Origin of the sequence: Achromobacter anxifer, from assembly GCF_903652925.1 — a bacterium.
GTDB lineage: Bacteria > Pseudomonadota > Gammaproteobacteria > Burkholderiales > Burkholderiaceae_B > Achromobacter > Achromobacter anxifer.
In genome coordinates this window covers 83,343-97,308 of sequence record NZ_CAHLAR010000007.1, presented here as the reverse complement: position 1 = coordinate 97,308, position 13,966 = coordinate 83,343, and the positions used below count along the sequence as shown (strand labels likewise).

Genomic DNA, 13,966 nt, shown 5'->3' with positions numbered 1-13,966 from the left:
GGAACCCATCGGCCAGTCTTCACAGGAAAGCGCAATGCCCGGAATTAAGGAAATCCGAACCAAGATCAAGAGCGTGCAAAACACGCGCAAGATCACCAAGGCGATGGAAATGGTCGCCGCATCCAAGATGCGCAAGGCGCAGGAACGGATGCGTGCTGGCCGTCCGTATGCCACCAAGGTGCGCGAAATTGCTGCGCACCTGATGCAGGCCAACCCCGAGTACAGCCACCCGTACCTGGTCGAACGCGAAGTCAAGGCGGTCGGCGTGATCATGGTCACGACCGACAAGGGCTTGTGCGGCGGCTTGAACACCAACATCACCCGCGTGACGTTGGGCAAGCTGAAAGAGTTCGAGAAGAACGGCATCGCCGTGCAGGCGACCGCTTTCGGCAACAAGGGCGTGGGCGTGCTGACCCGCATCGGCGCCAAACTGGTTTCCCAGGAAGTGCAACTGGGCGACAAGCCGCAACTCGACCGCCTGCTGGGCGCGATCAAGGTGCAGCTGGACGCCTACCTGGAAGGCCGCATCGACGCGCTGTACGTGGCTTCGACCCGCTTCGTCAACACGATGAAGCAGGAGCCGCTGTTCTTGCGCCTGCTGCCTCTGGCCAGCGGTTTGGATGATCCGTACCAGACGGGCGCTGATAGCCTGGCCAAGACCTCGGAAGTGAAGTCGGACTACAGCTGGGATTACATCTACGAACCCGACGCCCGTAGCGTGATCGACGACCTGCTGCAGCGTTACGTTGAAGGCCTGCTGTACCAAGCCGTGGCCGAGAACATGGCTTCGGAGCAGTCGGCCCGGATGGTCGCCATGAAGGCGGCGTCGGACAACGCCAAGAAGGTCATCGGCGATCTGCAACTGGTCTACAACAAGACCCGTCAGGCCGCGATCACCAAAGAAATTTCGGAAATCGTAGGGGGCGCTGCCGCCGTTTGAGGCAGGCAGCATCCCGTCAAAAGCTATCAAGCAAGGAATCGACATGAGCAACGGAACCATCGTTCAGTGCATCGGCGCCGTGGTGGATATTCAGTTCCCCCGCGATCAAATGCCCAAGATCTACGAAGCGCTTACTCTGGCCGACGAGGGTTCCTCGTTCGCCGAAAAGGGTCTGACGCTGGAAGTGCAGCAACAGCTGGGCGACGGCGTGGTGCGTACCATTGCGCTGGGCTCCAGCGACGGTCTGCGCCGCGGCATGAAGGTCACCGGCACGGGCGCCCCGATCTCGGTGCCCGTCGGCACCGGCACGCTCGGCCGCATCATGGACGTGCTGGGTCGTCCCATCGACGAAGCCGGCCCGATCCAGCACGACGAAAAGCGCGGCATTCACCAAGCGGCTCCCCGTTTCGACGAGCTGTCGCCGTCGGTGGAACTGCTGGAAACCGGCATCAAGGTTATTGACCTGGTTTGCCCGTTCGCCAAGGGCGGCAAGGTCGGCCTGTTCGGCGGCGCCGGCGTGGGCAAGACCGTCAACATGATGGAACTGATCAACAACATCGCCAAGCAGCACAGCGGCTTGTCGGTGTTCGCCGGCGTGGGCGAGCGTACCCGCGAAGGCAACGACTTCTACCATGAAATGGAAGAGTCGAACGTTCTGGACAAGGTTGCGATGGTGTTCGGTCAGATGAACGAACCCCCGGGCAACCGTCTGCGCGTGGCGCTGACCGGCCTGACCATGGCCGAGAAGTTCCGCGACGAAGGCCGCGACATCCTGTTCTTCGTGGACAACATCTACCGCTACACCCTGGCCGGTACCGAAGTGTCCGCACTGCTGGGCCGTATGCCGTCGGCGGTGGGTTACCAGCCCACGCTGGCCGAAGAAATGGGCAAGCTGCAAGAGCGCATCACGTCGACCAAGACCGGCTCGATCACCTCGATCCAGGCCGTGTACGTCCCTGCGGACGACTTGACCGACCCGTCGCCTGCCACGACCTTCCAGCATTTGGACTCGACCGTCGTGCTGTCGCGTGACATCGCCGCCCTGGGTATCTACCCGGCCGTGGACCCGCTGGATTCGTCCAGCCGCCAGCTCGACCCGCAAGTCGTGGGCGAGGAGCACTACGCCGTTGCCCGTGGCGTGCAGCAGACGCTGCAGCGCTACAAGGAACTGCGCGACATCATCGCGATTCTGGGCATGGACGAACTGTCGCCGGAAGACAAGCAGGCCGTGGCCCGCGCTCGTAAGATCCAGCGCTTCCTGTCGCAGCCGTTCCACGTTGCCGAAGTGTTCACCGGTTCGCCCGGCAAGTACGTTCCGCTGGCCGAAACCATCCGTGGTTTCAAGATGATCGTGAACGGCGAGTGCGATGCGCTGCCGGAACAGGCCTTCTACATGGTCGGCTCGATCGACGAGGCCTTCGAGAAGGCCAAGAAACTGCAATAAGGAACCGATATGGCTACCCTGCATGTGGATGTCGTCAGCGCAGAGGAAGCGATCTTCTCCGGTGAGGCGAAGTTCGTGGTGCTGCCTGGCGAAGCGGGTGAACTGGGCATTCTGCCCGGCCACACCCCGCTGATTTCGCGCATACGCCCCGGGACGGTCAAGATCGTTCGTGCCGACCAAGGCGAGGAAAACATCTTCGTCGCCGGGGGCATTCTGGAAGTGCAGCCGGGCAGCGTGACGGTTCTGGCCGACACGGCCATCCGTGCCGCCGACCTGGACGAAGCCCGCGCCCTGGAAGCGCGCCAGAAGGCCGAACAGGCCCTGGCCAACGCCAAGGACAAGGCGGACATCGCCGTGGTCGAAGCTGAACTCGCCATGCTGGCTGCGCAAGCCATCGCGGCGCGCAAGCTGCGCCAAGGCGGCCGTTCGCACTAAGCGACGCTATGCCCCGGGGTTCGCCCCGGACTTGAAAAAAGCGGCCTGCGGGCCGCTTTTTTCATACCAGTCGCGCGCGTCTCCGTGACCAAGGCGTCACCCGCAATGTGCTCACTACGAATAGCTGGGCGGCTGCTGCAACAGTAGCCTTCAGCTTTTCCTGGTCAAGCTTTGGAGGGGAGCGTGCGAGAAGTCCTGGATTGCGGAGTCCTGCTGGCGCCGGGCCACGATGGGGCAATGCGCGATTGGGTCGCGCAGCATCCGGTCAGGCAGACGCGCTTGCGGCTGCATCTGGCGTCCCTGAACCCCTTGCGTTATGCCGGGGCGGCCGAAGCGCCTCAAGCGCATGAGCCGGTCCAGCCGGACGTGCAGGCGCTGGCCCGGCTGGCGGTGGCGTTCAGGCGTTACGACGCCTGCATCCTGCCGGTCGCGCCGTTTTCCCTGGCCTGGACGCGCATGGCCTTGCAGCAGGCGCGCGCCGAATTGACCACGCCGGTGCTGTTGCTGCTCTCCGACATGAAGGCGCCCGCGATCGAAGACCTGCTGAACCTGGGCGCCGCGGATTTCATCACGCAGCCCGTTTGCCTTGAGAGCATGCGGGTGCGCCTGGGCCGCATGGCCCGGGGAGTGCCAGGGCGCGGCGTGGTGCGGGCCGATCTGCGCGAACCCGCGGCCAGCTACCGCGGGCCTGCCGCCGGCTACCGCGAAGCTGCCGCCGGCTATCGCGAACCTGCGGCTGGATATCGCGAGCCCGTAGCCGGATATCGCGAACCTGCCGGCCGTTTCCGCGATTCGCGGCCGCTGCCGGGCGAGGCCGGCGGGCAGCGGTCTCAGGCAATACGCGCCCGGGCTGCGGCGGAGTTCGCCGAGCAGGTCCTGACCAACGCGCGCACCGCGCATTCGCGGTCCGCGCAGGAATCCTTCCGCATCGCCAAGGCGAAGGTGGTGGACGGCTTCGAGCGCGACTACATCCGGCTGGCGCTGTCGCGCCATGGCGGCAACGTGGCGCAGGCGGCGCGCGCCTGCAGCAAGCACCGGCGCGCGTTCTGGGCGTTGATGCGCAAGCACGGCATCGAGGCCGCGCCCTACCGGCAGGCCGCGCAGGAAGCCGCCGCCCAGCCCTGAAAGCGCCGCGCTTGCGCACGGGCAAGTCCGAGCCTGCGGGTTCCCGCGATGGAGCGGCCAAGGGAAGTAAAATCACGGCTTCCGATCATCGAGGATAGTCGTGTCTGCTTCCGTCTTGAAGAACGATGTGTTCTTGCGCTCGCTGCTGCGCGAGCCCGTGCCCTACACCCCGATCTGGCTGATGCGCCAGGCGGGCCGCTACCTGCCCGAGTACCGCCAGACGCGGGCCCGCGCCGGTTCCTTCATGGGCCTTGCTCAGAACCCGGACTACGCGTCGGAAGTCACGCTGCAGCCGCTGGAGCGTTTCGACCTGGACGCGGCCATCCTGTTCTCGGACATCCTGACGGTGCCGCACGCCATGGGCCTGGGCCTGGACTTCGCCGAAGGCGAGGGGCCGCGCTTTGCCCGCCCGGTGCGCACCGAGGAAGACGTGGCGCGCCTGGCGGTGCCGGACATGGACAAGCTGCGCTACGTCTTCGACGCCGTGCGCACGATCCGGCGCGACCTGGATGGCAAGGTGCCGCTGATCGGCTTTGCCGGCAGCCCCTGGACCATCGCCTGCTACATGGTGGAAGGCCAGGGTAGCGACGACTACCGCCTGATCAAGACCATGCTGTATGCGCGGCCCGACCTGCTGCACCGCATCCTGGAGATCAATGCCGAAGCCACGCTGCAGTACCTGAACGCGCAGATCGCCGCGGGCGCGCAAGCCGTGATGCTGTTCGACAGCTGGGGCGGCGTGCTGGCCGATGGCCTGTTCCAGCAGTTTTCGCTGGCCTACACCCGTAAGGTCGTGGCTGGCCTGACCCGCGAGCACGAAGGCCGGCGCGTGCCGGCCATCGTCTTCACCAAGGGCGGCGGCCAGTGGCTGGAACAGATCGCAGCCTGCGGCGCGGACGCCGTGGGCCTGGACTGGACGGTGGACCTGGCGGCCGCGCGCCGCCGCACCGGGGACTCGGTCGCGTTCCAGGGCAACCTGGATCCCATGGCCCTGTTCGGTGGCGGACCCGCCATCCGCGCCGAGGCGCGGCGCGTGCTGGACGCCTTCGGACCGGTGGGCAAGGGCGGCCATGTGTTCAACCTGGGACACGGAATTTCACGCTTTACTCCTCCAGAAGCCGTAGCCGAATTGGTGGAGGAAGTCCACCAGCACAGCCGTTCGCTGCGGGGGTAAGTAAGTGAACGCTTCGGTCCGCAGGGCCGGAGCGGGAGGGCCCCGGAAGGCACTTGTGCACAGCAAGATTGCTCTCGGGGAAAACCCTTTAGAAGCTAGTTTACAATCTGGAAAGCTTGCATAACTCATTGTTTTTAATGATGAAATATGGGTTTTCAACAAGATTTCGCAAGTTTGCGCAATCTTGTCAAATTCCAATTGCCGATGTTGCTCCAGCCTTTTCCCCAAAGTTATCCACAGGCGGAAAAGCGAGCGCGCCGGCATCATCCGGGATCATCCTTCTACATGCACCGTCCTAGCATCCATGTCTGAAGCGCAGGCCAATACCCCCCCTGAGGCGGTGTGTTGGGTGCGCGTGGCCCTGGACGTGCCCCTACCTGGCCCCTTCGATTACCGCAGCGACGCGCCGGTGACGGTGGGCCTGCGGGTCATCGTGCCGTTCGGCCGCCGCAAGCTGATCGGCGTGGTGGTGGACAACCCGGCCGAGCCCTCGTTCGACCCCAAGCAGATCCGCCCGATCGAAGAGGTGCTGGCGGACTTGCCGCCGTTCGACGAGGACTGGCTGCGCCTGGCCCGCTTTGCCGCGGATTACTACCAGCGCCCGCTGGGTGAGGTGATGCTGCCCACCCTGCCGCCGCCGCTGCGCAAGCCTACCGCCTACCAGGGCAAGCGCTCCGCGGGCGGACCGGTGGCGCGGCTGGACGGGCGCAAGCGCAAGGCGGCGCGCGCGCCGGCCCAGGCCGATCAGCCACCCGAACTCAATGACGCCCAGCGCGAGGCGGTGGACACGATAGGCGCGCTGACCGGATTCAAGCCCGTGCTGCTGCATGGCGTGACCGGCAGCGGCAAGACCGAGGTCTATCTGCGCGCGGCCGAGAAGGTCCTGGCGGCCGGACGCCAGGTGCTGCTGATGGTGCCCGAAATCAACCTGACGCCGCAGCTGGAAGGCGCGCTGCGCGCGCGCCTGGAAGCGCTGGTCGGGCCGGACGGGCTGGCGGTCATGCATAGCGGCCTTTCCGACGGCGAGCGCCTGCAGGCCTGGGCCCGCGCCCAGCGCGGCGAGGCGCGCATGCTGCTGGGCACCCGCATGTCGGTGTTCGCGCCCTTGAGCCAGTTGGGCCTGATCGTGGTGGACGAGGAGCACGACGCGTCCTACAAGCAGCAGGACGGCTTGCGCTATTCGGCGCGCGACCTCGCGGTATGGCGCGCCCATGACCTGAACATCCCGGTGGTGCTGGGATCGGCCACGCCGTCGCTGGAAACCTGGCAGCACGCCGAGCGCGGCCGCTACCTGCGCCTGACCCTGCCGGGCCGGGCGCGGGCCAGCAGCCTGCCTTCCATGCGCCTGGTGGACACGCGCCGCCTGCAACTGAAGCAGGGCATGTCGCCGCTATTGCTTGAAGCCATCGGACAGCGCCTGGAGCGCAAGGAACAGTCGCTCATCTTCCTGAACCGGCGCGGCTATTCGCCGGTGCTGCACTGCCAGTCCTGCGCCTGGGTCAGCAATTGCCCGCGCTGCACCGCGTTCACCGTCCTGCATCGCACCGACGGGCGCGGCCACCGCCTGCAATGCCATCACTGCGGCTACCAGGCCCCGGTGCCGCGCGCCTGTCCCGAATGCGGCGACCAGGACCTGGCGCCGATGGGACGCGGCACGCAGCGGGTCGAGGAACATCTGGCGGAGTTGTTTCCCGAGGCGCGCATTCTGCGCATCGACGCCGACAGCACACGCAAGAAGGGCAGCGCCGAGGCGCTGTTCGCCTCGGTGCACGCCGGCGAAGTGGACATCCTGGTGGGCACGCAGATGGTGGCCAAGGGCCACGATTTCGCGCGCCTGGGGCTGGTGGGCGTGCTGAACGCGGATTCGATGCTGTTCGCGCACGACTTCCGCGCGCCGGAGCGCCTGTTTGCGCAATTGATGCAGGTGGCGGGCCGCGCCGGACGCCATCAGGGCAATGGCGAGGTGCTGATACAGACCAACTACCCCGAGCAGCCGGTCTACCAGGCGCTGTTGCGGCACGATTACGCGGGCTTTGCCCGCCATGCGCTGCACGAGCGCGAAAGCACCGGCCTGCCGCCTTTCGTCTACCAGGCGCTGCTGACCGCCGAGGCGCGCGAGCTGAAGGTGGCGCTGGAATTCCTGGAGCGGGCGCGTGCCTTGCCGGAAGGCGAGTGGGCGGCCGATTTTCCGGGCCTGGACAACATCATGCTGTACGACCCGGTGCCGCTGCGCGTGGTGCGCGTGGCGAATATCGAGCGCGCGCAGCTGCTGGCGGAAAGCAGCAGCAGACCGGCCCTGCAGGCCTTCCTGGCATCCTGGTCGCACCATTTGCCGTACTTGGCCAACGAGGCCCGCGTGCGCTGGCAGCTGGAAGTGGATCCGCTGGAAATCTGATCGGCTGCGGCAGGGGCCGATGCGCCGTCGACCCGATTGTTCTATGATCTTTCTCCTCTATCGCGCCGGCGCGGCAGGCCCGCTGCGGCGGCCGCGCCCGTCCCCTTTTTCTCGCGTGTTACCGGCCCGCTGACGGGCGGCCGCAAGCTCCGTGCTTGCCGGCCGCAGCTTCAATGGGGCCGCCGCGACGCATGATCACCTGACTCGAATGTCCGCCAGCGAACCTATAGCCCAAGGCATGAACCCCGCTCAACGCGAAGCGGTGCTTTACCTGGACGGCCCCTGCCTGGTGCTGGCCGGCGCCGGCAGCGGCAAGACGCGCGTGATCACGCAGAAGATCGCCTACCTGCTGCGCGAATGCGGCTACATGGGGCGCAACGTGGTGGCGCTGACCTTCACCAACAAGGCCGCGCGCGAGATGGACGAGCGCGTCAAGACGCTGGTGGACCGCAAGCTCTCCAAGGGCCTGATCATCAGCACCTTCCACTCGCTGGGCGTGAAGATGCTGCGCGAGGAAGCGCGCAACGCGGGCCTGAAGCCCACGTTTTCCATCCTGGACGCCGACGATGCCATGGCCATCATCCAGGAGCTGTTGAACACCACCGACAAGGCCCGGCTGCGCCACGTGCAGGGCATCATCTCGCTGTGGAAGAACGGGCTGATGGAGCCGGACGACGCCGCGCGCGAAGCCATCACGCCGGCCGACGTGGAAGCGGCCAACGTCTACCGCAGCTACGCCGCCACGCTGGCCGCCTACCAGGCGGTGGACTTCGACGACCTGATTCGCATTCCGGCGCTGCTGCTGGCCAACAACGAAGAGGTGCGCACCCGCTGGCAGAACCGCGTGCGCTACCTGCTGGTGGATGAGTACCAGGACACCAACGTGTGCCAGTACCGCCTGGTGCAGCTGCTGACCGGCACGCGCGCCATGTTTACGGCGGTGGGAGACGACGACCAGGCCATCTACGCCTGGCGCGGCGCGACCATCGAAAACCTGGCCAAGCTGACCACCGATTACCCCAATATCAAGCTGATCAAGCTGGAGCAGAACTACCGTTCGGTGCAGCGCATCCTGGCCGCCGCGAACCAGGTGATCGAAAAGAATCCCAAGCTGTTCGACAAGAAGCTGTGGTCCGACCTGGGCGTGGGCGAACCCATCCTGGTATCGGCCATGGACGGCGAGGAGCAGGAGGCCGAATCCATTGCGATGAAGGTGTCGGCCTCGCGCTTCGAGCGCCAAGCGCAGTGGAAGGATTTCGCCATCCTCTACCGCAGCAACCATCAGTCGCGCATCCTGGAACAGGCGCTGCGCAACTTGAAGATCCCGTACACGATCTCGGGCGGGCAGAGTTTTTTCGACAAGACCGAAGTGCGCGACGTGCTGGCCTATTTGCGCATCCTGGCCAACGATGACGACGACCCGGCCTTCATCCGCGCGGCCACCACGCCCAAGCGCGGCATCGGCCAGGCCACCTTGCAGACGCTGGGTCAGTACGCCGCCAGCCGTGAGCTGTCGCTGCTGGCGGCAGTGGCCGAGACCGGCCTGGAAAGCCTGCTGGCTCCGCGGCAGCTGGAGCCGCTGCGCACCTTCACCGAGTTCATCCGCCGCATGCAGTGGCGCGCCGGCCGCGGCGCCGCCGATGCCAAGAACGCCGCGCCGGCCGAGCCCGCGGGTGCGCTGCTGGACGATCTGCTGGAAGCCATCCAGTACGAGCGCCATCTGTATGAGCTGTTCGAGGAGCGGCCCGCGCAGACGCGCTGGCAGAACGTGCTGGAGCTGACCGGATGGCTCAAGCGCAAGGCCGAAGAAGACAACATGACACTGTTCGACCTGGTGCAGCACGTGGCGCTGGTCACCATGCTGGAGCGCGGCGAGGAAGAAGAGCCCGACGCGGTGAAGATGTCCACCCTGCACGCGTCCAAGGGCCTGGAGTATCCGCACGTGTACCTGGCGGGCGTCGAAGAAGGTTTGCTGCCCCACCTGGGCAAGGACGACGAGGTCGGCGATCCGGCGCGCGCGGCCGAGAACCTGGCCTCGCGCATCCAGGAAGAGCGGCGGCTGATGTACGTGGGCATCACGCGCGCGCAGCGCAGCCTGAACCTCAGCTGGTGCAAGCGCCGCCGCCGTGCGCGCGAGGACCTGGTGCGCGAGCCTTCGCGCTTCATCGAGGAAATGGGCTTGGGCGACGTGCGCATGCAGGAAGACGCCGCTACCGCCGCGATGAATCCCAAGGAGCGCATGGCTATGCTGAAGGCGCTGCTGAAGAAATAGGGACCGGTCAGGGCCGCGCTTGTGGAAAGCCGCGGCCTGCTCCTACACTGGACTGCGCCGGCCCCGCAGTCCGGGCGCGGCAACCCCGCTGATCGAAGGAGCGCGCCATGTGTCGCTGGCTGGCTTATACCGGTAGTCCCATACAGATGGAGAGCGTGTTGTTCAAGGCCAAGCACTCCTTGATCGACCAGAGCCTGCATTCGCGCCTGGGCGCCACCACCACCAACGGCGACGGGTTTGGCCTGGGCTGGTACGGCCGCCAGCGCGAAGGCCAGCCGCTGGAACCGCCGTTCCGCTACCGCAGCGTGCATCCGGCCTGGAACGACCGCAACTTGCGCGAGGCCGCGCGGGCCATCCACGCGCCGCTGTTCGTGGCGCACATCCGCGCCGCCACCGATACGCCGGCGCAGGAAACCAACTGCCATCCGTTCCGCCACGGCCAGTGGCTGTTCGTGCACAACGGCGTCATCCGCGACTATCCGCTGCTCAGGCGCGACTTGATGCTGATGATCGCGCCCGCGTATTTCGGTTCGCTGGAAGGCTCCACGGATTCAGAGGTGATGTTCCTGCTGGCGCTGAGCTTTGGCCTGGAGGAAGACCCGCTGCAGGCGCTGGCCCGCATGGTGGGGGCGGTGGAAGAGACCGGCAGGCGCCATGGCGTGGCGCAGCCGATCAACATGACGGTCTGCGCGCTGGACGGCCAGCGCCTGATCGCGGTGCGCTATTCCAGCGAGGCGGATTCGCGCACGCTGTTCCATAACACCTGCGTGAGCCATCTGCGCCAGCTGTATCCCGACAATCCGCAGATCGCGGCGCTGGACGACGATGCCTTCCTGCTGTTGTCGGAGCCCCTGACCGAGATGCCCGGCGCCTGGGAGGAAGTGCCCGAAGCCACCGCTATCATCGCGGGCGGCGGTTCGGTGGCGCATTACCGGTTTGCGCCGGTGCCGCCGGGGGCCTGACCGGCCTGTCAGTGCCCCGTATGCAGATCCGGGTTCAGCGTGCCCCAGGCGGCGGTGCGCACCAGGCATTCCACGGCGCCGGTCTGCGAATTGCGGCGGAACAGCAGGCCGTGCTGGCCCGCCAGCGCCACCGCCTTCACCACGGCGCCCTCCGGTGTCAGCACGCGCGTGCCGGCGGTGATGTAGCAGCCGGCTTCCACCACGCAATCGTCGCCTAGCGAAATGCCGATGCCGGAGTTAGCGCCCAGCAGGCAGCGCTTGCCGATGGACACCACCTGCTTGCCGCCGCCGGACATGGTGCCCATGATGGACGCGCCGCCGCCGATGTCGCTGCCGTCGTCGACGATGACGCCGGCGCTGATGCGGCCTTCGACCATGGACGCGCCCAGCGTGCCGGCATTGAAATTGCAGAAGCCCTCATGCAGCACCGTGGTGCCGGGCGACAGGTGCGCGCCCAGCCGCACGCGCGCCGTATCGGCGATGCGCACGCCGCTGGGCATCACGTAGTCGGTCATGCGGGGAATCTTGTCGACGCCGCGGATCTCCAGGATCTGGCCGGAGGCGCGCAGATGCCAGCGCAGCGCGTCCACCTGGTCGACCGCGCAGGGGCCGGCCGAGGTCCAGGCCACGTTGGACAGCACGTTGAACAGGCCGTCCAGGTTGGCGCCGTGCGGGCGGATCAGCCGGTGGCTGAGCAGGTGCAGGCGCAGATAGGCGTCGTACGCGTCGGCCGGCGGTTCGTCCAGCGACGCGATGGCGGTGCGCACCGCGACGATGTCGACCTTGCGGCGGGTGTCGCGGATCAGCGCGGTGGGCACGTGTTCGCCCAGTGCGGCGCGGGCTTCCTCGGGCGACAGGTGGCGGGTCCCGCTGGCTGGCGAGTTGTCGGCCAGCGAGGGGCGTGGATACCAGGTGTCCAGCACAGCGCCGTCGGCGGCCAGCGTGGCGACGCCATAGGCGATGGCGCCGAGGGGCAGGGGGGAATCGGACATGATGAAAGAAGAAATGCGCAGACTGGGAGGGTAATTCTAAGGCGAAAAGGGGCCGGATTCCGCGACGGCGGAATGCGGTTTTCAGAGACTGCCGAAGGCCCAGCGCAGGCTCAGCGAACCCGTGTGCTCGCGGCTGCCGCCGCCGTACTGGCCGCCGTAGGCCAGCCCGATGACGGCCGAGCGCGACACGGCCAGTTCGGCGCCCACGCCTGCCAGCGCGGCGGACCGGGAGATTGGCGCGCCGGTCACGGTCAGCACGCTGCCGCCGTCCAGGGCCAGGGTGGTTTCGGGCTGCACGTCGCCGAACGCCCCGCGCCAGCCCAGCGTGGCGTGCAGCCTGCCCACGGTAGGTCCCAGCACGAAGCCGGCCTGCCCGCGCACGCCTAGCGTTGCCGTGGTCTGGACGATGCGGCCGGCGTCGGCGGACAGCGCCGTCGAGCCGCCCGATTCGCTGAAGCCGCGCGTGCGCACATTGCGCCAGGCAGCGCCGGCAAACGGTTCGATGCTGGCGATTCCGGACAGCGGCAGTTCGTAGCCCAGTTCGGAGAAGACCTGCGCGGTATAGGCGCTGAGGTCGGCGGTCAGCGTTTGCCGGGGGATGACGCCGGGCATTTCGAAATGCCGCTTGGTGTCGATGTCGTGCCAGGTGTAAGAGGCGCCTGCCAGCAGGTTCAGCTTGCCGGCGCCGGCCAGGAACGACCGCTTGCCGTAGACGCCGGCGGTATAGCTGTAGACATCCAGGCGGAGATCGGCGGCGTCGATGCGGACACGGCTGCGGGTGGCGCCCAGCGCGCCGCCCAGGCGCCAGCCGGCGCCCGCCTCGAACTCGCCGCCGCCATAGACGCCGGTGGTGCGCTGCTTGATGCGGTTCACGTTGGCGCCGCCTTCCAGCGTCTGCCAGTTGTCGACCGCGATCAGCCAGCCCGGCTGCGCCGGCGCGGGACTGGTCGGCCGGTTGGCGAGCAGGTCGCGGGCCGGCTCGGCTTCCCCCGCGTGCGCGCACGCCGCGCCCGCCGCGATCACGGCATGCGCGGCGAACACGTGCGCCGGCAGCAGCCGGCGGACGGCCTTCAGGGACGGCAAGGGCTGCTTACGCCAGTTCCTTCAACAGCAGTTCCCAGAATTTCATGCGCTGTTCCAGCGTCGAAACCAGGATGTACTCGTTCAAGGTGTGCGCGCCGTCGCCATCGGCGCCCAGGCCGTCCAGCGTCGGGATGCCCATGGCGGACGTGAAGTTTGCGTCGCTGCCGCCGCCCGTCATGGGCGCGTCTTCCAGCAGGAAGCCGGCGCGTTCGGCGTAGCCCTGCACCAGCGCCAGCAGATCGGCGGCGGCTTCGGTCTTCACCATGGGCGGGCGGTTCAGTTCCACGTCGATGTCGAGCTCGACGTCCGGACCCACCGCGCACAGTTCGCGCATGCGGCGCAGCACGTCTTCGGCGGCGCCCATGTCGGGCACGCGGAAGTCGACCACGCAGCGGCACAGCGCCGGCACGGTATTGGTCACGGTGCCGCCGGCGATGGTGCCGACGCTGACGGTGATGCCGCGCTCGTAGTCGGTCATGGCTTCCAGCGCCAGCACCTGGTGCGCCATTTCGCGGATCGCGCTGCGGCCCTTTTCATGTTGCATGCCGGCGTGCGCCGGGCGGCCCTTGACGTTCAGGTTCAGCATGCCGGTGCCCTTGCGCGCGGTGACGCACTTGCCGCCGTTGGGGCGCGCCGGTTCGCAGACCAGCGCGTACTTGGCGTTGGCGGCGAAGCGCTCGATGTGCGTGCGCGAGGCATGGCTGCCGGTTTCTTCGTCCGGCACCACCAGGAAGTCCACCGGCAGGCGGGTCGCGCCGGGACGCGCCACGCCGGACAGGGCCGTCAAGGCCAGGTAGATGCCGGCCTTCATGTCGTAGCCGCCGGGACCATAGAGACGGTCGCCTTCGATGCGCACCGGGTTCTCCAGCAGCGTGCCCACGGGGTGCACCGTGTCCATGTGCGCCAGGATCAGGATACCGGGGCGCGTGTCGCCGGGGGCGCGGTTGGTGGCATACAGCAGCGGGCCCGTGGTGGGGCCCAGCGACGACAGCTCGACCGTCAGGCCGGCGGCCGCGGCGTAGTCGGCGATGATGCGCGCCATCGCGGCGATGCCGTCAGGAAAGTTGGAGGGCGATTCGCATTGCAGCCAGCTCTTGATGCCGGCGACGATCTGTTCAGTGCTCTGGGTGTTGGACATGACGGT

General features: G+C 67.1%; 11 protein-coding genes. 8 read left to right on the top strand and 3 right to left on the bottom strand.

Features of this window, described 5'->3' with window-relative positions; genetic code table 11:
• The first annotated feature begins 34 nt into the window (after nt 1-34).
• The 8 genes from atpG (at nt 35) to HWY37_RS21895 (ending at nt 10,747) form a co-directional block, all read left to right on the top strand.
• Nucleotides 35-940, top strand: coding sequence for a F0F1 ATP synthase subunit gamma (atpG, locus tag HWY37_RS21930; RefSeq protein WP_054455186.1), 906 nt, complete (start codon nt 35-37; stop codon nt 938-940).
• Between the two features lie 43 nt (nt 941-983).
• Nucleotides 984-2,384, top strand: a complete 1,401-nt coding sequence (gene atpD, locus HWY37_RS21925; RefSeq protein WP_054455184.1) for a F0F1 ATP synthase subunit beta — start codon at nt 984-986, stop codon at nt 2,382-2,384.
• A gap of 9 nt (nt 2,385-2,393) precedes the next feature.
• Nucleotides 2,394-2,819, top strand: coding sequence for a F0F1 ATP synthase subunit epsilon (locus tag HWY37_RS21920; protein ID WP_013391134.1), 426 nt, complete (start codon nt 2,394-2,396; stop codon nt 2,817-2,819).
• Nucleotides 2,820-3,002: 183 nt separating this feature from the next.
• Complete coding sequence (locus HWY37_RS21915) at nt 3,003-3,944, top strand: helix-turn-helix domain-containing protein (RefSeq protein WP_246302374.1); 942 nt, start codon at nt 3,003-3,005, stop codon at nt 3,942-3,944.
• Between the two features lie 100 nt (nt 3,945-4,044).
• On the top strand, nt 4,045-5,118 hold the full coding sequence (gene hemE, locus HWY37_RS21910) for a uroporphyrinogen decarboxylase (RefSeq protein ID WP_175206875.1): 1,074 nt from the start codon (nt 4,045-4,047) through the stop codon (nt 5,116-5,118).
• 304 nt (nt 5,119-5,422) lie between these two features.
• A complete protein-coding gene (locus HWY37_RS21905) occupies nt 5,423-7,513 on the top strand; it encodes a primosomal protein N' (protein WP_175206876.1) in 2,091 nt (696 codons plus the stop codon).
• Nucleotides 7,514-7,721: 208 nt separating this feature from the next.
• Nucleotides 7,722-9,785, top strand: a complete 2,064-nt coding sequence (locus HWY37_RS21900; protein WP_176089847.1) for a UvrD-helicase domain-containing protein — start codon at nt 7,722-7,724, stop codon at nt 9,783-9,785.
• 107 nt (nt 9,786-9,892) lie between these two features.
• Nucleotides 9,893-10,747: a class II glutamine amidotransferase gene (locus tag HWY37_RS21895; RefSeq protein ID WP_175206878.1), complete on the top strand. Its 855-nt coding sequence runs from the start codon at nt 9,893-9,895 to the stop codon at nt 10,745-10,747.
• Nucleotides 10,748-10,755: 8 nt separating this feature from the next.
• Here HWY37_RS21895 and dapD read toward each other — a convergent pair whose 3' ends face one another.
• The 3 genes from dapD to HWY37_RS21880 all read right to left on the bottom strand — a co-directional run bounded on the left by dapD (nt 10,756) and on the right by HWY37_RS21880 (nt 13,960).
• Nucleotides 10,756-11,739, bottom strand: coding sequence for a 2,3,4,5-tetrahydropyridine-2,6-dicarboxylate N-succinyltransferase (dapD, locus tag HWY37_RS21890; protein ID WP_175206879.1), 984 nt, complete (start codon nt 11,737-11,739; stop codon nt 10,756-10,758).
• 81 nt (nt 11,740-11,820) lie between these two features.
• Complete coding sequence (locus HWY37_RS21885) at nt 11,821-12,822, bottom strand: autotransporter outer membrane beta-barrel domain-containing protein (RefSeq protein WP_246302373.1); 1,002 nt, start codon at nt 12,820-12,822, stop codon at nt 11,821-11,823.
• A 7-nt stretch (nt 12,823-12,829) separates the two neighbouring features.
• On the bottom strand, nt 12,830-13,960 hold the full coding sequence (locus tag HWY37_RS21880) for a M20 family metallopeptidase (RefSeq protein ID WP_175206880.1): 1,131 nt from the start codon (nt 13,958-13,960) through the stop codon (nt 12,830-12,832).
• Nucleotides 13,961-13,966: the final 6 nt, after the last annotated feature.

What these genes read in the sequence shown, in the direction of transcription:
- atpG (WP_054455186.1), top strand. Translation starts at nt 35, where the DNA reads ATGCCCGGAATTAAGGAAATCCGAACCAAGATCAAGAGCGTGCAAAAC.
- atpD (WP_054455184.1), top strand. Translation starts at nt 984, where the DNA reads ATGAGCAACGGAACCATCGTTCAGTGCATCGGCGCCGTGGTGGATATT.
- HWY37_RS21920 (WP_013391134.1), top strand. Translation starts at nt 2,394, where the DNA reads ATGGCTACCCTGCATGTGGATGTCGTCAGCGCAGAGGAAGCGATCTTC.
- HWY37_RS21905 (WP_175206876.1), top strand. Translation starts at nt 5,423, where the DNA reads ATGTCTGAAGCGCAGGCCAATACCCCCCCTGAGGCGGTGTGTTGGGTG.
- HWY37_RS21900 (WP_176089847.1), top strand. Translation starts at nt 7,722, where the DNA reads ATGTCCGCCAGCGAACCTATAGCCCAAGGCATGAACCCCGCTCAACGC.
- HWY37_RS21895 (WP_175206878.1), top strand. Translation starts at nt 9,893, where the DNA reads ATGTGTCGCTGGCTGGCTTATACCGGTAGTCCCATACAGATGGAGAGC.
- dapD (WP_175206879.1), bottom strand. Translation starts at nt 11,739, where the DNA reads ATGTCCGATTCCCCCCTGCCCCTCGGCGCCATCGCCTATGGCGTCGCC.
- HWY37_RS21880 (WP_175206880.1), bottom strand. Translation starts at nt 13,960, where the DNA reads ATGTCCAACACCCAGAGCACTGAACAGATCGTCGCCGGCATCAAGAGC.